Source organism: Adhaeribacter pallidiroseus (assembly GCF_003340495.1).
GTDB classification, from domain to species: domain Bacteria; phylum Bacteroidota; class Bacteroidia; order Cytophagales; family Hymenobacteraceae; genus Adhaeribacter; species Adhaeribacter pallidiroseus.
Window position 1 is genome coordinate 3,791,942 of sequence record NZ_QASA01000001.1, and the last position, 19,834, is coordinate 3,811,775.

General features: G+C 43.8%; 13 protein-coding genes. 3 read left to right on the plus strand and 10 right to left on the minus strand.

The window, feature by feature from the left end; all coding sequences use genetic code 11:
* Positions 1 to 56 precede the first annotated feature (56 nt).
* Together AHMF7616_RS15120 and AHMF7616_RS15125 are read right to left on the minus strand one after the other, a co-directional pair.
* A complete protein-coding gene (locus AHMF7616_RS15120) occupies positions 57 to 2,174 on the minus strand; it encodes a M13 family metallopeptidase (protein WP_115373650.1) in 2,118 nt (705 codons plus the stop codon).
* A gap of 343 nt (positions 2,175 to 2,517) precedes the next feature.
* On the minus strand, positions 2,518 to 2,856 hold the full coding sequence (locus tag AHMF7616_RS15125) for an MGMT family protein (RefSeq protein WP_115373651.1): 339 nt from the start codon (positions 2,854 to 2,856) through the stop codon (positions 2,518 to 2,520).
* Positions 2,857 to 3,191: 335 nt separating this feature from the next.
* Here AHMF7616_RS15125 and AHMF7616_RS15130 point away from each other — a divergent pair, with 335 nt between their 5' ends.
* From AHMF7616_RS15130 to AHMF7616_RS15140, 3 genes are all read left to right on the plus strand, one after another.
* Positions 3,192 to 4,307 (plus strand): efflux RND transporter periplasmic adaptor subunit, encoded by a 1,116-nt coding sequence (locus AHMF7616_RS15130; protein ID WP_115373652.1) that lies wholly within the window; start codon positions 3,192 to 3,194, stop codon positions 4,305 to 4,307.
* Between the two features lie 14 nt (positions 4,308 to 4,321).
* Positions 4,322 to 7,432 (plus strand): efflux RND transporter permease subunit, encoded by a 3,111-nt coding sequence (locus AHMF7616_RS15135; RefSeq protein WP_115373653.1) that lies wholly within the window; start codon positions 4,322 to 4,324, stop codon positions 7,430 to 7,432.
* Positions 7,433 to 7,531: 99 nt separating this feature from the next.
* On the plus strand, positions 7,532 to 8,839 hold the full coding sequence (locus AHMF7616_RS15140) for a TolC family protein (RefSeq protein ID WP_115373654.1): 1,308 nt from the start codon (positions 7,532 to 7,534) through the stop codon (positions 8,837 to 8,839).
* A gap of 102 nt (positions 8,840 to 8,941) precedes the next feature.
* Here AHMF7616_RS15140 and AHMF7616_RS15145 read toward each other — a convergent pair whose 3' ends face one another.
* The 8 genes from AHMF7616_RS15145 to AHMF7616_RS15185 all read right to left on the minus strand — a co-directional run bounded on the left by AHMF7616_RS15145 (position 8,942) and on the right by AHMF7616_RS15185 (position 19,626).
* Positions 8,942 to 9,460, minus strand: coding sequence for a hypothetical protein (locus AHMF7616_RS15145; protein WP_115373655.1), 519 nt, complete (start codon positions 9,458 to 9,460; stop codon positions 8,942 to 8,944).
* Between the two features lie 195 nt (positions 9,461 to 9,655).
* Entirely contained in the window at positions 9,656 to 10,750 is a 1,095-nt protein-coding gene (locus AHMF7616_RS15150; protein ID WP_115373656.1) for a M48 family metallopeptidase, read from the minus strand.
* 177 nt (positions 10,751 to 10,927) lie between these two features.
* Positions 10,928 to 12,106 carry a glycoside hydrolase 5 family protein gene (locus tag AHMF7616_RS15155; RefSeq protein WP_115373657.1) on the minus strand — a complete coding sequence of 393 codons (1,179 nt, stop codon included), beginning with the start codon at positions 12,104 to 12,106 and terminating at the stop codon, positions 10,928 to 10,930.
* A 252-nt stretch (positions 12,107 to 12,358) separates the two neighbouring features.
* Complete coding sequence (locus tag AHMF7616_RS15160) at positions 12,359 to 13,672, minus strand: sulfatase (protein ID WP_115373658.1); 1,314 nt, start codon at positions 13,670 to 13,672, stop codon at positions 12,359 to 12,361.
* Positions 13,673 to 14,068: 396 nt separating this feature from the next.
* Positions 14,069 to 15,610 carry a sulfatase family protein gene (locus AHMF7616_RS15170; protein WP_115373660.1) on the minus strand — a complete coding sequence of 514 codons (1,542 nt, stop codon included), beginning with the start codon at positions 15,608 to 15,610 and terminating at the stop codon, positions 14,069 to 14,071.
* A gap of 241 nt (positions 15,611 to 15,851) precedes the next feature.
* Positions 15,852 to 17,147 (minus strand): D-alanyl-D-alanine carboxypeptidase/D-alanyl-D-alanine endopeptidase, encoded by a 1,296-nt coding sequence (gene dacB, locus AHMF7616_RS15175; protein ID WP_158546180.1) that lies wholly within the window; start codon positions 17,145 to 17,147, stop codon positions 15,852 to 15,854.
* Between the two features lie 273 nt (positions 17,148 to 17,420).
* Complete coding sequence (locus AHMF7616_RS15180; RefSeq protein WP_147275692.1) at positions 17,421 to 18,122, minus strand: hypothetical protein; 702 nt, start codon at positions 18,120 to 18,122, stop codon at positions 17,421 to 17,423.
* Between the two features lie 283 nt (positions 18,123 to 18,405).
* Positions 18,406 to 19,626: an alginate lyase family protein gene (locus AHMF7616_RS15185; RefSeq protein WP_115373663.1), complete on the minus strand. Its 1,221-nt coding sequence runs from the start codon at positions 19,624 to 19,626 to the stop codon at positions 18,406 to 18,408.
* Between the last annotated feature and the right edge of the window lie 208 nt (positions 19,627 to 19,834).

Below are 19,834 nucleotides of genomic sequence, written 5' to 3' on the forward strand. Positions count from 1 at the left end.
ACAAAAAAGCTTCCCGGTTACCGGGAAGCTTTTTTGTTTTTTTAAATTTTTACTGTTTACCAGATTTTAATTTGCTCGGTAGCCGACTTCACCATTTTATCGCCGGGTTTGCAGCCAAAAGCTTCGTAAAACTGCGGCATATTATTCAAAGGTCCGTTGGTCCGGAAACGGCCCGGCGAGTGCGGGTCGGTTTGCACTTGTTGGTTAAAATACTGCTCCGTAGCATTTACGCGCCAGATTTGGGCCCAAGCCAAAAAGAAACGCTGCTCCGGGGTAAATCCGGCAACTTTTTCTTTTTTCTTACCGGCTAGTGCTTTTTGAAGCGCCGTATAGGCAATGTTTAAACCACCAATATCGGCTAGGTTTTCGCCCAGCGTAAGTTTACCGTTTACTTTTACCGTTGGCAACACTTCGTACGCATCATATTGACTCACTACCATGTCGGCGCGTTTGGTAAATTGCTCCGCATCGGTTTTGGTCCACCAATCTTTCAGGTTACCTTCGGCATCGTACTGGCGGCCCTGGTCGTCGAAGCCGTGGGTTATCTCGTGACCAATAACGGCGCCCATGCCTCCGTAATTAACCGCGTCATCAGCTTTCGGGTCGAAGAAGGGGGGCTGCATAATGCCCGCTGGAAACACGATTTCGTTCATGGATGGATTGTAATACGCGTTTACCGTGGGCGGCGTCATGCCCCACTCGGCCCGGTCAATGGGTTTTCCTAATTTGTTTATATCGTAATTAAAGGCAAATTCGTTGGCGTGCAGCACGTTTACCACGTAAGATCCCCGGCTGATAGCCAAAGCGGAATAATCTTTCCATTTATCCGGATAACCTATTTTTACCGCAAAGGCATCTAGTTTAACCAAGGCTTGTTTTTTGGTAGTTTCGCTCATCCAATCCAAAGTTTGCACGTGCTCCTGAAAAGCGTCGCGCAGGTTTTTTACCATTTCCAGGGCGCGGGCTTTGGCTTCGGGCGTAAAGGTTTTCTCAACGAACAGTTGGCCCATTGCTTCGCCGATAGCGGCATCGGTGGTCCGTAATACGCGCTTCCAGCGGGGTTGCAACGCTTTCGTACCACTCAACACTTTGCCGTAAAAATTAAAATTTTCCTGCACAAAAGCTTTGTTCAGGTACGGAGCCGTAGAATGAATTAAATGCCAACGCAGGTACGTTTTCCAGTCGCTCAGCGAGCTGGATTTTACCACCGTATTTAATTCTTTAAAAAAATCGGGTTGCCCCACAATTACTTCGGTGGCGCCTTTTACGCCCAATTGCGTTAAAAATAAATTCCAGTCGGTAGCGGGCGTTAACTTTTGCAACTGCGCTAAAGTCATTTTATTGTAGTTGGCCTGCGGATCGCGTAGTTCTACGCGGGTGCGGGAAGCTTTTGCCAAACGGGTTTCCAAGTCCATCACTTTGGCTGCATTTTTTCCCGCGGTAGTAGTATCTTCGCCCAGCAGCGCGAACAAATTCTTTACGTGCTTCACGTATTCGGTGCGGATGTTCTTGGACCGGTCGTCTTCTTTCAGGTAATAATCCCGATCAGGTAAGCCCAAGCCGCCTTGATTTAAAAAAATAGCGTATTCCGTGCTTTTCTTATCGTCCTGGCCCACGTAAAAGCTAAACATACCACTAATGCCCGCTTTTTTTAATTGGGCAGCGGTAGTGAGCAAGCTTCTCACATCACGTATAGCGGCTACTTTATCGAAATACGGTTGTAAGGGAGCGGCTTCCAATTTATCAATTGCCACCGAGTCCATACCGGAAGCGTAAAAATCACCTACTTTTTGCGCGTTGCTGCCTTTTGGGGACGTGCGGTTAGCCGCTGCTTCGGTTAAGATGCTATGTTGTACCGCGTAATTTTTATCCTGCAACTCATTAAAACTGCCCCAGCGACTCTCCGCCGCCGGCACTGGGTTATTTTTAATCCAGCCACCATTCGCAAATTGAAAAAAATCAACACAAGGTGATTGAGTAGTATCCAAGTTTGCCCGGTCGATTCCTACTCCTTTAGTTTGCTTTGCAACAGAAGCGGTGGCCGTAGTGGTAGTAGTAATAGCAGTAGTTGTTTCGGCAGTGGTAACGGGTTGGGTAGGCGCGGTACTGCTGCAACCAGCCAGGTAAAATCCAGCTAAAGTCAATGCGCTTATCCAGGAAATCTGATTCGTCATTTTAATTTTAAAGTAAGTTGTAATGTGAATTAAGTGATTATTGGTGAATAATTGTGCGCTATTGGGCTAATTTTTAAACGGTAACAGACCAATTTTTAAATTTAATTAGATGCGAGGCCTTAATAGTTGACACTGCAAATATATACTAAGATGTTCTGGAAAGCAGCATGCCACCGCATTCATTCTGCATTGGGCCTTATGCTATATTGATTGTTTTCGAAATTGAGCACGAATCCCTGGTGCTTTTATGAGCGCTCGGTTATTTTTCTTTTGCACAGTAACTCGTGGCAATACTTTTAAATTAGCCTTGTATTTTTAAACAGGAAAACCGGAGCGTTATTGCTTACAGAAGTTCCTGGGCAGGATCCCAGAATAATTTTTCAAAATTTACTACTGTATCGTTTTCTACCCGCACGCCTTCCTGTTCCAGGCTGGCTTGCATGGCATCCGGCGATTCAAAATGCTGTTTGCCGGTAAGCAAACCATTCCGGTTTACTACCCGGTAAGCCGGAATACCGCTTTTGGCGTGCGAGGCAATAAGCGCCCAGCCCACCATCCGGGCCGATCCTTTGCTGCCCAGGTAACTGGCAATGGCCCCGTAAGAAGTAACCCGGCCAACCGGAATAAGTTGTACTACCGCGTACACATTTTTAAAAAAATTATCGTCTTTTACTTTTGCCATTCATCCCCGGATTTAAATGCTAAGTTAAACCTACAATTTAGCTGTTTTGCTTTTTTAATAAACAAAATGCGCATTAAAACTTCAGAATTGAAACAGAATCAAAAACTAAGTTGCGTTTATTTTAGAAAACTTCCGTAGGCATAGTTGGTTTATGAACTATAATTCCAGAAACAATAAAAGATTATTAAAAATACTGCTTTGCTTTGAATCAGAAGCCGTTAAAATAGAGTAAGTAAGTTGGCATGCTGTCGTATTGATTTCCCGAACTACTTGTAATTGATGTTTAACCTTATTTTTATTTTCGCGCTTTCGTTAATAACGTTTTAAAAACACCCATGAAAATTAAGTATTTTGTTTATGCTTTATTAATTATTGGATTTGCCTCGCTGATTGTCTACCGGATTTCGGCCAACAAAAAAACGGCGGGTGGCGGTCCCGGTGGTCCGGGAGGAGCTGCGGGCGGTGGAGGCCCGGGTGGGCCCGGCGGTGCGGGTGGTGGCCGGGGCGGTGTGCTACAGGTAGATGGAATTGTAGTAAAGCCCCGGGAATTCGCGAATAACTTAGCCGTAACCGGTTCCATAGAAGCCAACGAACAAGTTCAAATTCGCGGCCAGGTGTCTGGCTTAATCCGGAGTATTACATTTCAGGAAGGCAGCAGTGTAAAAGCAGGTCAGGTTTTATTAAAAATAGATGATGCGGAACTACGTGCCCAATTAGCGCAAGCGCAAACCCGCCAAACCCTGGCCGCCGAAAATGCCGAACGGGCCGCGCAATTATTTAAAAAAGAAGCTATCAGCCGCGAAGAATTTGATATTGCCACCGCCGATTATAAAACCTTGCAGTCCCAAACGCAATTAATTCAGGCGCAGTTAGCTAAAACTACTATCACGGCACCGTTTTCCGGGCGCATTGGTTTGCGCAACGTGTCGGTGGGTGGTTATTTAACGCCCGAAACCATTGTGGCCAACTTAATAAGCACCAATCCGGTAAAAATTGCTTTCTCAGTGCCAGAAAAATACGCTAGCCAAGTGAAGGTAAATACCAAACTACAAGTATCGGTAGCAGGTATTGCTAAAAAATACACCGCTACGGTTTACGCCATTGAACCAGCCGTGGAAGCGACTACCCGTACGTTACAATTGCGCGCCCGGGCTGCCAACCCTAATGGGGAACTACTGCCGGGTTCTTTTGCGAACATTGAGTTTCCGCTGGCTTCTATTCCGGATGCTTTGTTAGTGCCTACCCAAGCGATTGTGCCTATCCAGAACGGTAAAAAAGTATTTGTCGCTAAAAACGGCAAGGCGCAGGAAGTAAAAGTAGAAGCTACTACCCGCACCGAAAAAGAAATATTGATTACCTCGGGCCTGCAACCAGGCGACACGGTATTGACTACCGGAATTATGACGTTGAAACAAGATGCCCCGGTTAAAGTCCGGTTACCTAAAGTTTGATTAATTAATAAAAAATGAGTTTATCCACCACCAGCATTAAGCGGCCGGTTTTTACCATTGTAATTAACCTGATTCTGATTTTGTTCGGCATTATTGGTTATACGTTCCTGGGCATCCGGGAATATCCGTCCATCGACCCGGCCATTGTGTCGGTGAGTACCAGTTATACGGGCGCTAACGCCGATATTATTGAATCGCAGATTACCGAACCGCTGGAAAAATCCATTAACTCTATTGATGGTATCCGGAACATCTCGTCGTCGAGTAACCAGGGCCGGAGCAACATTAACATTGAATTTAACCTGGAGAAAAACTTAGAGGAAGCCGCCAACGATGTGCGCGATAAAGTATCGCAGGCCATCCGGTCCTTGCCCCAGGACATTGATGCGCCCCCGGTAGTAGCCAAAGCCGATGCTGACTCGGAGCCTATTGTAACCATGACGGTGCGGAGCAAAACCCGCAACCAGCTAGAACTAAGCGATTACGCCGAAAACGTGTTATCGCAGCGATTGCAAACCATTCCGGGTATCAGCAGCGTGCAAATCTGGGGGCAGAAAAGATATGCTATGCGTTTGTGGCTCGACCCCATGAAACTGGCTTCTTATGGTTTAACCGTAGCGGATGTGCGGGAAGCTTTAAATCGCCAGAACGTAGAATTACCATCGGGTAAAGTAACCGGTTCTAACACCGAGTTAATGGTAAAAACGTTGGGCAACCTCTCCAACGCCGATCAGTTTAACGACTTAATTGTAAAATCCGAAGGCGATCGCATTATCCGGTTCAGTGATTTAGGTAAGGCCGAACTTGGCCCGGAGAACCTGGAAACCAAAATGACGGAATCGGGTGTACCCATGGTAGGTTTAGCCATTGTGCCGCAACCAGGCTCTAATTACCTCGAAATTGCCGGTAACTTCTACGATCAATTAGAAAAATTAAAAAGCGACCTCCCCAAAGACTTGCAGTTAGACATTGTAATGGACAACACCTTGTTCATTAAACAATCAGTAGTAGAAGTAGCCGAAACCATCTTGATTGCCTTGGTGCTGGTAATTTTAATTATTTACCTGTTTTTCCGCGACTGGAGCATTGCCTTCCGGCCTCTGATAGATATTCCGGTATCCTTAATTGCGACTTTCTTTATTATGTACCTGGCGGGTTTTTCGGTGAACGTATTAACCTTGCTGGCGATTGTACTGGCCACCGGTTTAGTAGTAGACGACGGGATTGTGGTAACCGAAAATATTTTCAAGAAAGTAGAAGAAGGCATGTCGCCGATTGAGGCGGCCATTAAAGGTTCCAACGAAATATTTCTGGCGGTAATTTCTATTTCTATTACGCTGGCGGCGGTATTTTTACCGGTTATTTTCCTCGAAGGTTTTGTAGGCCGTCTGTTCCGGGAATTTGGGGTGGTAATTGGCGCAGCAGTGCTTATTTCGGCATTTGTATCTTTAACGCTTACGCCCATGCTCAATGCCTACCTCATGAAAAAAGGCGGGCATAAAAAAACCCGGTTCTACAATTTCACCGAGCCTTATTTTGAAAGCTTAAACTCCGGCTATGCCCAATCGCTTGGCAGGTTTATGCAACGGAAATGGTTGAGTTTCCCGATTATTGCGGCTTGTTTAGGTTTGATTGTGTTTTTCTACATCACGCTGCAAAAAGAAACGGCTCCTTACGACGATCGCAGCATGTTACGCGTGCAGGTTACCGCTCCGGAAGGTGCTTCTTTTGAATACACTGACCGATTTATGGAAGAATTAACGCAATTAGTAAATGATTCGATTCCGGAAAAGAAAATTTCACTGGTGATCACATCGCCTGGTTTTGGTGGCGCTGGCTCCGTGAACAACGGTATGATGCGGATGACCCTGGTGCCTCCTGGAGACCGGGAGCACTCCCAAGCCGAAGTAGCGGAGAGATTGACCAAGCTTACCCGCCGATATCCGGAGGCCCGGACCATTGTTTCGCAGCAGCCTACTATTTCGGTTAACCGGCGCGGTGGGCAGCCCATTCAGTACATTATTCAATCCCAGAATTTTCAAAAACTAGAAGAAAAAATTCCGCGGTTTTTAGAAGAAGCCAGTAAGAATCCGATTTTGTCTAATCCGGATGTAAATTTAAAATTTAACAAACCGGAAATTAACATTACCATCGACCGGGAAAAAGCGCAGAGTCTAGGCGTATCGGTAATTGATGTGGCCCAAACGTTACAACTATCGCTCAGCGGTCAGCGGTTTGCTTACTTTATCATGAACGGCCGCCAGTACCAGGTAATTGGTCAATTCGACCAGGTAGACCGGGATGACCCTTTGGATTTAACGTCGTTGTTTGTGCGCAGCAGTACCGGACAGTTAATTCAGCTGGATAACTTGGTAACGTTGCAGGAACGCAGTAGCCCGCCCCAATTATTCCATAACAACCGGTATATGTCGGCCACTATTTCGGCGGGTTTGGCACCCGGTAAAAGCATTGGCGATGGCATTGATGCCATGGACCAGATTGCCGCGAAAGTACTGGACCCTACCTTTACCACCGACTTAGGCGGTGAATCACGCGACTTCGTAGAAAGTGGTTCCAACACGGCTTTCGCCTTTGGTTTAGCCTTACTATTAATTTACCTGATTCTGGCCGCCCAGTTCGAGAGCTTTATCGACCCGTTGATCATTATTATTACCGTACCGTTGGCAGTAGCCGGTGCCATGCTCTCGTTGTGGTTATTTGGTCAAACCTGGAACATTTTCAGCCAGATTGGTACCATTATGCTCATTGGATTGGTAACGAAGAATGGTATACTGATAGTAGAATTTGCCAACCAGCTGAAGGAAGAAGGAAAACCCAAAGCCGAAGCTATTTTGGAAGCCGCCGAAGCCCGGCTGCGCCCGATATTAATGACCAGTTTGGCCATTGCGCTAGGTGCGTTACCTATTGCCTTAGCCTTAGGAGCTGCCGCGCAAAGCCGGATGGGCATGGGTATTGTAATTGTGGGTGGTACTTTGTTCTCTCTCATCTTAACACTGTATGTTATTCCGGCTATTTACGCCATATGGTCGCGGGAGTACAAGCGCAATCCGGAGTTGGAACAAGCCAAAAAATTTGAAAAAGAAGCACTGGAAAGCGTCCATTAATTTTAATTTACGAGTTACCAGTTATTGTTTCCCAACAAGCGATAACTGGTAACTTTAAAACCTTTTAACTTTCCAACTGGAAAATTGTAACCATTTACTATGAAGTATATTTTTGTTTATCTGGTAACGTTGCTTGCTTTTTTAAATTCTGTACCGGGTAAAGCACAAGAAATTTTAAATTTAGAAGACGCCGTCCGCATTGCCCTCGAAAAAAACTATGACATAAAATTAGTAGCGAACGACTTAGCCATCGACCGGAATAATGTTAATCGGGCGAATGCCGGCATGCTTCCTACATTGGGCGCTAATATTACGAATGGCAATAACATCCAAACGGGCCGGCAAACCCGGCAAACCGGATTACAAGAATTTAACAATGTTAAAAGCTCCAATACCAGCTACGGCACCGATTTAAACTGGACGGTTTTTGATGGCTTCCGGATGTTTGCCCGTTACGAACAATTAAAAGAATTAGCCAAACTAGGCGATGCCGAGCTCAAACAAACCATTTTAACCACCTTAGGCGACGTTATCAGCACCTACTTTGAACTGGTAAATCAACAACAACAATTACGGGCTTATGACTCGGCCATCGTTATTTCGCGCTTGCGGGTACAAACGGCCCAAAACCGGTTTACCATTGGTAAAGCAGCCCGCCTGGAGGTACTAAACGCCCGCGTCGATTTAAATACCGATACCACCAATTTAGTACAGCAACAAAACCTTTACCGCAACACCCAAATTCGTTTAAACGAAATATTAGGCCGCGATGTAAACATTGTATTCCAGGTACCCAATACTTTATACATTGATAATAAGTTGACCTTAGGTCCTCTTTCCGAATTGGCCGTTCAGCAGAATCCGGCTTTAAAAGTAGCTTTGGTAAACAAGCGAATTGCCGAACTGGATTTAAAACAAGTGCGGGCTAACCGCTATCCAACTATTGGAGTAACGAGTGGGTATACGTTTAACCGTTCCCAATCAGCCTTAGGTTTTGCGACCCAGGCCAATAACCGCGGGTTAAATTATGGACTATCGGCTTCGGTAAATGTTTTTAACGGTTTTCTGCAGCGCCGTAACGAGCAAAATGCCGAAACCTTAATCCAGAGCGCCCAACTGCAATACGAAAAGGCGGATCTCAACATTAAATCGCAACTAGCCGCGGCTTACCAAACTTATGCTACCAATTTAACGCTGGTAACTTTAGAAGAAAACAACCAAAAAATTGCCAAACAAAACCTGGATATTACATTAGATAAATACCGTTTAGGCAGCATTGCGCCCATTGAATTTCGGGATGCCCAGCTAAACTACCTCAATGCCCGGGTTCGTTTTAACAATGCGCAATACTTAGCAAAACTGGCCGAAATATCCCTAAAAGAAATAGCCGGCGATTTAAACTTGTAAGTCAGAAGCGAGAAAATTTAAAAAATCCGGTTCTTCAGCCGGATTTTTCGTTTACGGGCCCTATTAATTCACCCAATCTGGCTTTAAAGCTGTATAAACGCTTTATTCCTGTTTCAATTTATCTTTTTTGTATTGTTGCAATATCGTTTCAAGACTTACAACTTTAGGATATTCCATTATTCCAACTCTTTGTTTGATTATCATTTTATATTGATTACTTAACAACAGCTTATTTACCGGTTCCCCAATCAAGTTAAAATTAGTCTTATAATCCCCAGCTTCTAAAAAATTTACTAATTCCTCTAAACCTTTGGTAATCCTGAAAGGTGTAAAATCAATGACACTTTCTTCCCCGTTACTAAATTCTACTCTTAATAAGTAATCAGAACCACAGTATAAAGGCCCATTTTCCGGGTAAGGAATTTTAGTATCTGTCGGATAATTTTGGACCAATAAGTTCAGCGTAGATTCAATTTGCGTAGCTGATTTGCACAAGGGAACTTCGGACTTGGTAAAATCATAGGCTTTAACCTGAAGGAATGGATCTACTTCGTATAACTTCAATATAATCAAATCATATTCCTGCATTTTATCATTCAAACCTAGTTTGTACTCTAGCAAAGTGTTTTTTTAAAACCCGCTTGGCTATTTTTAACTAGTTGTTCCGGCCCAGAATGGCAGCTAAAAGCTAAAATGCATAAAATAAAATAAGTAAGCCCGTCTAGTTTTTTCATCCAGATCCTTCCGTTTTAAATAAGGATGCGAAGATTTTCTGTTTTCCATACCAGGTAGCTAAGGTAACCGCCAGCTTTACTTCTAAAGCTGTTTTATTCTACGCCAGAAGTATTGCATGGAATCCGGTGGTTGCACAGCATAAGGATTTTCTTTAATCAAGGTCCGGATAGCTTGCATGCGGGACTTTAAGGGCGGGTGCGTACTTAAAAATTCTTCGGTTTGGAATTTATCAACGGTCTTTTCGGCTTGTTGTAACCGTTGGAACAGCAGAATCATTCCCTGCGGGTTAATACGATTTTGCTGCAAAACCTTAAACCCAAAAGTATCGGCTTCTTCTTCTAAATGGCGGCTGTATTTTAAGCTTTTAAGCGCATCGGCATTTTCAACTAAAATGGTTGAAATACCCAGAATATCGCCGAACAAATAAGAAATAAACAAATAACTCCCTAAACTCCGGAACAAAGCCCGGGTAGTGTGCCGGTTTTGCACATGCCCGGATTCGTGGCCCAGCAAAGCCGCCAATTCTTCGGGTTGTTGCATTTTTTCTAAAATACTATCGTGTACCACCAGGTAACCACCGGGAAGCGCAAAAGCATTCCTGTTTTTATCCCGGATAACGCTTACCTGTAATTTATAGGTACTTTGAATTTTTATCTGCCGCAGAAAACCTTGTACATACCCGGTTAGTTCAGGTTCGGAGGTGGAGGCGTTTACAACTTGCTGATACAATTGATTCCCGACGTATTCATCCGTAGATTGCGGAATCATCCAGGCTGCCTTATCGGCCAGTAAAGATAATCCCCACATGTAAAAGCCGATAACAGATGCAACTATGGCAGCTCCCGACAACCAGAACCATTTGGGAATTTTGCTAGCAGAGAGAATTTTAACTGGCGTAACAGCCACGGCTGGTGGGTATTGTTTTTCCAGATAATTTTTAAAATTAGGGTCTGATATTTCCAGTTTTTGCGTTGGGTGATTCCCGTAAGCAAGCAACGTGATTTCTAAATGTGAATCGGATTGTATGCGCGACGGTTGCCAATAAACGGTAACCGGCACTGATTGATTTGGAATTTGATAGGTGATGCGTAACTGTCCGGGTTCCAGATTTACCTGGGCCGGGTAAGGCAAAGCAGATTTACCATCATCATAAGTGCCGGTAAATACGACATGCATAAGCTTTTTAGCTGGATTATACTGTAAGTTAAAATTTATACCGCAGCTTTGCAGATATTAGCTCCCAGAAAATAGCCGTGAAAATAATAAATCACAGATCCGGTAAATATTAATTCAGAATACCAGATCTGTGATTATGGATAAAAGGACAAGACTTTTGGGTAATTAAGTGCAAAACTACATAGCTGCAGCTTTGGCCTTTTTCTTGGCTTTACCTTTTTTTAAATTTTTACCTTTAGCCGCGGCCTTTTCCTGTACAATGTTCTGAATAAAAGCTACTTCTTCGGTTTTATAGGGCTCGCCGTTGGGTCGGTAAATATCGTGGAACCACAACTCGGGCTCACTGGGGTACACTTTCTGCCAGGAGTTCCAGGGGTAAATAGTATTGGATTTTCCGGCTACAAAACCCCAGTTAATCATGGTTACATTATATTTGCTCGCCACCGGTAACGACCGCTGGAAAACACTTTTATTTCCCCTGGACATATACTCCGTGCACAATAAAGGCCGGCCGTATTGCTGCAAAAACACAATGCGTTTTTCCAGTTCCGGGGCATCGTCGTAGTTATGAAACGAAATAACATCCGAGTTTTCGACTTGTATTTTTTCGATGGGTTTTAATTTATCCGGGGTAGACCAATCGCCGACCCAGATGCCGCAGGTGAGCGGTTGCGATGGGTTAGCGGCCCGCGCCCAGGTAAATACCTGCGGCAGCAAGTTCGTTACCAGTTCTACTTTATTAGCGGGCTCCCAGCGGAAATAGCTGGAGTTGTTCATGTTATCGGGTTCGTTCCACACATCCCAAGCCAAAATGCGGGCATCATCTTTAAATTGGTTCACTATGCCAGTCACATATTTTTGAAGTTGCGGATACTGGCTTTGATCTTTTAAAACGTCGGCTCCCGGCCCTTGCACCCAGCCCGAATTATGCAGGCCCTGCACGGGCTGATGCTGCTTGCCCAAACGCGGAAAAGGATCCCAGCAAGAATCGAACAGCACAAACATGGGCCGGATTTTATGTTTGGCGCAGATGTCTAAAAACTGGTTAATGCGTTGCGTAAAACCCGCCTGATCCTGGTTCCAGAGTTGGTCATGCAAGAATACCCGCATGGTATTAAAACCCAGATTTTCAGCCATAACCATTTCATTTTCCAAAGTAGCCGGATCAAAGGTATCGGCTTGCCACATTTCGAGCTGGTTAATGGCATTTACCGGCACATAGTTCGCTCCTAGCAACCAGGGCTGCTGCGCGTACCAGGCATTGGCTTGTTCTTTCGTCCAGATGGGCCGCTGAGCAAATAAACAGGTACTGACAAAGAAAAAAATTAAAAAAAGAAGGTATCGGGTTGATCGCATCAGGTTAAAAATTAAATATTAAAAACTGGATAGTACGGGATAAGTTTTTGATTGCGGTTTTAATATTACAAAATTCCGGATTACAATAACGTACGCCTTTGAATAATTTTACCTGGTTCTTCTTTATATAAGATAATGGCCTAATTCAGGATTAATATGGAACTGGTTAAAAAAATTTAAAAATTTAGTTATTCAGGTGGTCACTTAACTCTTTTTGCTACAACCACCCGCGATTGCTGATTCTAACCTGCTTTACATTTTTGCACCAACCCGAACTTGCCACTTCTGCAACTCTTTTTGTAGCGCAGTTACTTTATCCGGCAGGGTGGCGGCTAAATCTTGCTTTTCGGAAGGGTCGTTTTTTAAATTATATAGCTCCGGGTGATGATCATCCAGGAATTGTATAAGCTTGTAATCGCCCTGGCGAATGGCACTAGCGGAGCGGCCGCCCAGAAAGTGCGGCTTGGGCAAAGGATAATGCCAGTAAAAAGTTGTTTCGGGTCGTTGGGTTTTACCGGCCAGTAATGCAGCAATGCTGCTCCCATCCAGAATTTGGCCTTTGGTAGGTTTTACTCCAACTACTTCCAACAAAGTCGGATAGATATCGGCAGTTGTAACCGGAACCGGACTAATTACATTTGCTTTGATGCGGTTGGGCCAGTACGCTAAAAAAGGCACCCGGATGCCGCCCTCGTACAACTCGGATTTACCGCCCCGCAAACTGCCGTTCCGGGTTACGTTTAGTTCTCCCCCGTTATCGGAAGTAAAAATAATGAGCGTATTTTGATCGAGGTTATTTGCTTGTAAAGTTGTTTGCAGTTGTCCTATGCCATCGTCCAAGCTTTCGAGCATTGCGGCTAATTCGGGATTGTTTTGATTTTTGCCAACTCCTGGCTGCGATTGGTATTTAGTTACTTTAGCTGGTTTGCCGCCCAGTTTGGTGTGTACCGCGTAATGCGACAAATACAAAAAAAAGGGTTTGTTCTTATGCCGCTGAATAAAATCGTGAGCTTCCAGGTTCAGGCGGTCGGTTAGATATTCGTCTGGTCCGCGGGCCGCCAAGTCCGGCAGAAAAAAGTACGGGTAAAAGTAATCGCCGTTAGCAATGTATTTTCGTTCACTAGCTATTACTTCGTCCCAGCCATGTTTTTCGGGTTCGCCGCGCCGTTTCTCGTAATCGCCGGTCAGGTGCCATTTCCCAACCAAGCCCGTCACATAGCCGGCTTTTTTTAATTTTTCATTTAAAGTTTCATAATCCGGCGACAAAAACTTTTCATCGTGCACATCCAGGTAATCGGTAATGCCAACCCGGGCCGGATGCTGGCCCGTTAAAAGCGCAATGCGGGTGGGTGTACATACGGGCGCCGCCGCGTAGGCTTGCGTAAAACGCATACCGCCGGCCGCTAATTTATCTAAGTTAGGAGTTTGGTTAAAAGTATTCCCGTAACAACCCAGTTCGCCATAGCCTAAATCATCAGCCAGAATGAGAATAATATTGGGCTGCTTAGCTGCTTTTGGCTCGGTAAGCACTTTTCCATAGGCCGGATAAACAAACAGGGAGATCATACCTACCAAGCAATTAACTCGAACGAAATGTAAAAGCTGTTTTGCCATTTTCAAATTTTAAGAATTTATTCGCCTGAATAGCCCGCATGTTTGGCACCGGAAACCAATGATCTTTGCTGTTTTTTTAAAATTTTACATTATTTAAGCATCATTCTTTGGCCATTTCCAGGCTTTGATAGTTTTCGAAGCTATTTTCAAAAAACTAATTACTTCAGAAAGTTACCAGCATACCTTTTTGATTTTTCCCGTATTTCACATTATTGTAATACAATGTCAGACCTTCCTGATCATTCTGCTGGCCAGAGACCGGTCGATATTCCTCACGAGCGAAGACGCTCGCGCTAGTAAGAATGAACTTAAAAGTCTTGCTTCCAAAGAAATAATATCAAAATACAACTAGTATTGCTTCTGGTGCAAATAATCGCCGTCGCGCGTTTTAATAGTGCGTTTGAGCGGCACTTGCATGCCCCCGGAGCTTTCGAGCCAATCGTAGAGTTCGCTGGCCATTTGCTTAATTGCGGGTTGATGTTCGGGTTGGGCAATCAGGTTGTTCATTTCCATGGGGTCTTGCTGTAAATCAAAAAACTCGTTGGTGTCCCAGATACCTTGGTACCGGATGTATTTATAACGGCCGTTGCGCACGGCAAAAACCGTGGGGGTTTGTGGAAAATCGTACTCCCAATAGTACTCGTAGAAAGCTTTGTCGCGCCACGCAATTTTCTGGCCTTGCAGCAACGGCAAAAACGACTGCCCTTGCATTTGCTTCGGCGTGGGTTGGCTCGCCACTGCCAAAATGGTAGGGGCTATATCAATATTCTGAATTACCTCTGTGATTTTAGTACCGGGCTTAATCACGTCGGGGTAGCGCATGAGCAAAGGCACCCGCATGGATTCTTCGTAGGCGTGGCGTTTGTCAATCAGGCCGTGCTCCCCGAACGAAAACCCATTATCGCCCATGTAAATCACCAGGGTATTTTTGTCAATACCCGCTTTTTTTAAATAATCGAGCACCGCGCCAATGCTTTCGTCCACGCTGAGTAAGGTTTCGCAGTACTGGCGGTAAAAATCGTCGAACTGAATGCGGCCATGATACATGTAATCCACGCCGTGCCAGCTATAGCGTTGTTTTTTCACCCACTCCGGAATACCGGCCAAATTTACATTTTGCTTTAACTCCGGATTACTGGCTACTTTATTCCGCAAGGGCCAGGTATTGCTGGTATCAGTGGCGGTTAAGAACATGGAGGCCGGGTAATGTACGGGCAAGTTTTTATACCGACCGCGGTGGCGCTTGGCCGGAGCAAACTCGGCGTGCACGCCTTTATGCGACAGGTACAGGAAAAAAGGTTTTTTCTTATCTTGTTGCTTCAACCAGTCTACGGCGTGCTGGGTTAGTAAATCGGCAATGTAGGCGCTGTCTTTGTACACTACTTGTTTGCCGTTTATGTTAAACGTAGGATTGTAATACACACCCTGGCCCCGAAAACTTTCCCAATGGTGAAAGCCCGGCTGCGGTTCGTCCTCGGTGTTGCCCATGTGCCACTTACCGAAAAAAGCCGTCTGATAACCAGCCTTCTGTAAATACTGCGGGAAAAAAGTTAAACCCTGAGGAAGCGGCGCCTGGTTATCCACGATGGTGTGGGTGTGGGCGTATTGACCGGTTAAGATAGAAGCCCGACTGGGCGAACACAAAGCGGTACTCACAAAAGCATTCTGGATATGTGCGCCTTCTTTGGCTAAGCGGTCCATGTTGGGCGTTTGCAGGCCGGGCACTTTCCCGGTAAAACCCATGAAATCGTAGCGGTGGTCATCGGCCAGAATAAAAATAACATTTTGCGGTTTAGCCGCACTGGATTTGTTACCTGCTTTTGGCGCCCAGCTGTGCTCACCCGTTACGCAAAACAACAAAAGCAAAATGCCCCCCAATAATTTATTCATGGTATAGGTAGGTTACCCTTAGATTTGGTGATGGAACCCGTAAAACTCAAGCTCCCGAAAACAAAAAATTAAAAAAAATCAGCTTATCTCCGGGCGTAATTACTAAAGTTTAAGTATTTATGGAAGCGCTTAAAACTATTTTTTAGAAAATGCTTCTACGCCTGGTTTTTACCAGATGGCAAATTGATCCATTTTAACGAAGATTAGATAATTTTCAGGTGGGATAAGCAACTCATGACAACTACTTGAGGGCATCCAGTACTTTGTACATTTTCGGCACCAGCGTACCGGCGGAGCCATTGTAATTGTTCACCAGAAAAGAAAAAACGTATTGATGACCATCCTGGCCTTTATGGTAACCACAAAATCCTTTGGCACCGTGCAGCGTGCCGCTTTTCATTTTCAGGTTGTTTACTTGGGGCAAGGAGGCGTAAAAACCCGGGAACCAGGCTTGTTGCCGGGCGTATTGCAAAACTTGTACCTGGGCGTGCGTGGTTACGCGATTTAACGGCGAAAGCCCGGAACCATCTACCATGTTTAACTCCGAATCCGGTATACCGTTCTTTTTCCAAAAATGGCGCATCAGCTCGACGCCTTGGCTAGTGGAACCAGCATTGTTTTTCACCGACAAAGTTCTGGCTAAAGCTTCGCCGTACAAATTAATGCTTTTGCGGTTTAACCAATAAATTATACTATCCAACGGCGGCGACGAAAGCATTAACAAAGTAGTATAACCAGCCGGTAACGTCTCTTGGGTAACACGAACCGGCATATTTTTTAAAATTTTCACACCTTTACGGGCCAAAGTATCCAGTAGGGTGCGCGCAAACTGAAGCTTAGGGTCCGGCATAGCGCCCGAAATTTTAAAACTTGGCTGGTTTACCGGAATTGTGCCCCGAATGGTGCCAGCAGCGGTATTTAACGGGAAATAAATAAAAGCCTGATCGCCGGAATTAGCGGCGGCAGCCGTAAGTTCTGGTTTTAAAACATAATCATAAATTTGGGGCACAGTTTTAACAAGGCTTACCGGGCTGTTTAACTGGCTACCGGATTTTAAAATAACATCAAACTGATTTTCGCGCCAGTTTAAAGGGCTTAGTCCGGCACCATAGTAGTTGCCGATGTCTTGCCAGAGCCAGCCGTCCGGAACTGCTCCTTCCTCCCACCCTTTGTTATAAATAATTACCTCGTTAATGGTAGTAATGCCTGCCTTTTGAATAGCCTGATTGATTTTTTTAATTATTTCTTTTTCGGAAGTGGCGGCCCAGCGCCAACTGCCCAAAGTAGGATCTCCACCCGGAAGAATAATAAGCGAGGAATTATCTTTCGCATAAGCTACACTGGTCTGAAATTTAAAATTCTTGCCCAGTAAGGCATAAGCACTCGCACTGGTAATCACTTTCTGGGTAGAAGCCGGCACCAAACCTATTTTGCCATTTCTATCAAGAATAACCTTACCTGTTGTAGCATCTACCACATACAACGAAGATAAGCTGTTTTGCAGTTGCTTATCAGCGGCAAAAATTTGGTAAGCCATGGCCAGTTTAGTGGCTACAGTTTGGGAGTAGGTACAGGTGGGCCAAGTCCAAACTAAAATAAAAAGAGTAATTCTGATACTTGGGAGGAACATGAATAAGTAATACCGAAAAAACTAGCGGCAACGGCAAGTTTAGCTTAAAATTAAATCTTTTAAAAATTGATTGTATAAAAAGCAAAAATACCGGTGCCGCTGTGTCTAGTTTTATCGAAAGGGATTATACGGTTGCAAAGCTGTTGTATAGGTGTAATTAAGAGTTTTGTTTTTATACTTTCATTTATAAATCTCAGCAGTATTATAGCCTAATGCTAATGTATCATCATCAGTTGTTTCGTATAGTCCGTTTTTTAACTTCCATAAAACGTAGAGAGAACCCAGAGGCATACCGAGCGACCAAACTGTGTTTAAGTAACCCATCATAGAAAAGCCAATACCGAGCATTATCTGGAAATTAAGCAACTTAAAAAAGAATCCACCAACCGCTGACCAACCAATTGTTGGTACATTAAGAAAAATGATCGCCAAGTATTTCTGCCATTTTTTCCTAACATTGCTTCTCCGAACCTGAACTATCATATAAACATTAAAGGCAAATACCATTGTGGCGAGAAAACCAAAAAACCAGAAAATAGTTAAACTGGGAATTGGCTGCTTAACATCTTGTAGCTGAATATTAAGAATTTTATTGGACTGATCGTCAAATAGCACCTGAAAGTAGCCGAACTCCCGCTTATTTTCAAGCTGTAGATAAAGGACAGTTGTGTTAGGGAGTTGCTTATTTTCGCCGGTTGTAAAAGTTTTCTCTGTTTTTATAAAGGTATATTCAACCTCCTCCCCAAAGTTATGCACCACTAACTCTCTAAAAGAGCTAAGCCCATCTTTTAATTTTTGAACATTAACTTTTTGTGCCGACGCATGCTCCAGCGCCATTAAGGAAACGGCTTTATTGTATTTTTTTTGAAGTACAGCAGTCACAAATTCCTTTGCTGTGTCTTTGTAGTTTAACGAATTGCTTAAAAAGACGCAGCTCACCAAGGAGATTGTTAGTACAAGAAGTAAAATGGATACTTTTAATTTGTTTATTTTATTATAGTGGCATTCAAGTAATTACTATCCTGCTACTGTTTGTATAAGAAGCAAAGTCCGGAGTTAATGGCAAAACAGTGTAAATAACTGGATCTGAACTAAAAATAGATTCTCTCTTTTAAAACCGCTAAGCCTTTAAAAAAGCCTTAAATCAGTTTTCAGAGGTATATTTTTAATAATAGCGAGTGGTTAACAATTCCAGGTAAGCTCCTGCAATAAAGCGCTCGTGGGTAGGAGAAAGTAATAGTTGTAAATCAACGTCTTTATAGATCGCTGATCCTTCCCGGGCAGTAGCTGTGAGATACTCTGGTTTAAAAACACTGATTTGCTGATAAGGCCAGGGCTTCGTGCCACCTCCATACGGAATCATCCATTCAAAGGCTTTCTTTAAGCTTTTACCGTTAACAGAGTTATAATCCCATAAATTTATACCCACACTTTCTGCACAATTAGCCAAGTTAAACCACTGCGCTAAATTTTTGTTGCAATATGTCCAGGCGTTAGTTCGGGTCAGTTCATAGGTTTGTTCTCCTAGAAGTGTTAACTGACTTTCGATTCTGTTGTAAGTTTGTTTTTCTATGATAGACTTAGCCAAGGTTTTATTGCCGATGAATAAAGCATAAGTAACTACCTGAACGTCATAAGCCGTACCGATGTTGTTAGGAGCAATTTTCGCCTTCTTGCCTTTGTCGCTGGTTAGTAACCAGGTTAAATATTCGCTAAACCAGTCCTGCAAGGCTTGCTGATTATCCGGCGCCCAGGAGTTGGAGCCGGCCAATAATTGCACACCATCAATAAGTTCCGAAAAGGACTCTGTATCCACAATGCCAGTGCCGTAAACGGCATTGTCTCCTTGAATTAGTTGGGCGTATTTTAAATGAGGATTCATACGGGTAGCACTATCCAGAAAAAACACTTTTAAAAGCTCCGTTGCTTTGGCAGCATATTGCTCGTTATCTGTAAAGTAATAAGCCAGGCCAAGTATCCAAATATCCCTACTTATATCGCGTACGTAAGAATTATCTTTAATATCATTTACCTCCGGGTTGGTTTGTCCGTCTTTTTGAATGTAAGGCAATCCGGTAGAAGTACTCGGGTTAGGCCACCAATAAGGCGCTAAACTCAGGTAATCGTTCTTACTGCCACTGAGCGGTGTAGCCGCTTTATTCACGATAGAATAAGGAGCTTTCGGGAGTACCGCGTTGGCACTGGAAATTAAAATTTTAAGTGCTACTAAGCACTCTTGGTTGCCCGCATTAATATTAACTTTACTTTCCAATAAATGATCACCGCTCATCTGAAAAGTAGCAGGTCTCAATTGAGCAAAAACGGACGACGAAGCAAGCCATGTAATTAAAAATAAATTCAAAATAAATGATAAACCTGTTTTCATTATTAAGAGATTAGTGCATAAAAAGTACACTTCAAAGATACTACGACCTAGCTATATTTAACTAATCCTAAATTGTACTTAACCGGAAGGTTGATTGAAGTAAAGTATATTTTTTTAAAATAATTAAGTATTGCCTATCTTAGCCTCTCACAGTTATTAATTATTATAGCGTTGTTGATTCTAGCAACATTTTTCATAGCTAGATATT

Bases quoted from the DNA above. Each gene is read 5' to 3' on its own strand.
- AHMF7616_RS15120 (WP_115373650.1), bottom strand. From the start codon at position 2,174: ATGACGAATCAGATTTCCTGGATAAGCGCATTGACTTTAGCTGGATTT.
- AHMF7616_RS15125 (WP_115373651.1), bottom strand. From the start codon at position 2,856: ATGGCAAAAGTAAAAGACGATAATTTTTTTAAAAATGTGTACGCGGTA.
- AHMF7616_RS15130 (WP_115373652.1), top strand. From the start codon at position 3,192: ATGAAAATTAAGTATTTTGTTTATGCTTTATTAATTATTGGATTTGCC.
- AHMF7616_RS15135 (WP_115373653.1), top strand. From the start codon at position 4,322: ATGAGTTTATCCACCACCAGCATTAAGCGGCCGGTTTTTACCATTGTA.
- AHMF7616_RS15140 (WP_115373654.1), top strand. From the start codon at position 7,532: ATGAAGTATATTTTTGTTTATCTGGTAACGTTGCTTGCTTTTTTAAAT.
- AHMF7616_RS15150 (WP_115373656.1), bottom strand. From the start codon at position 10,750: ATGCATGTCGTATTTACCGGCACTTATGATGATGGTAAATCTGCTTTG.
- AHMF7616_RS15155 (WP_115373657.1), bottom strand. From the start codon at position 12,106: ATGCGATCAACCCGATACCTTCTTTTTTTAATTTTTTTCTTTGTCAGT.
- AHMF7616_RS15160 (WP_115373658.1), bottom strand. From the start codon at position 13,672: ATGATCTCCCTGTTTGTTTATCCGGCCTATGGAAAAGTGCTTACCGAG.
- AHMF7616_RS15170 (WP_115373660.1), bottom strand. From the start codon at position 15,610: ATGAATAAATTATTGGGGGGCATTTTGCTTTTGTTGTTTTGCGTAACG.
- dacB (WP_158546180.1), bottom strand. From the start codon at position 17,147: ATGGCTTACCAAATTTTTGCCGCTGATAAGCAACTGCAAAACAGCTTA.
- AHMF7616_RS15185 (WP_115373663.1), bottom strand. From the start codon at position 19,626: ATGAAAACAGGTTTATCATTTATTTTGAATTTATTTTTAATTACATGG.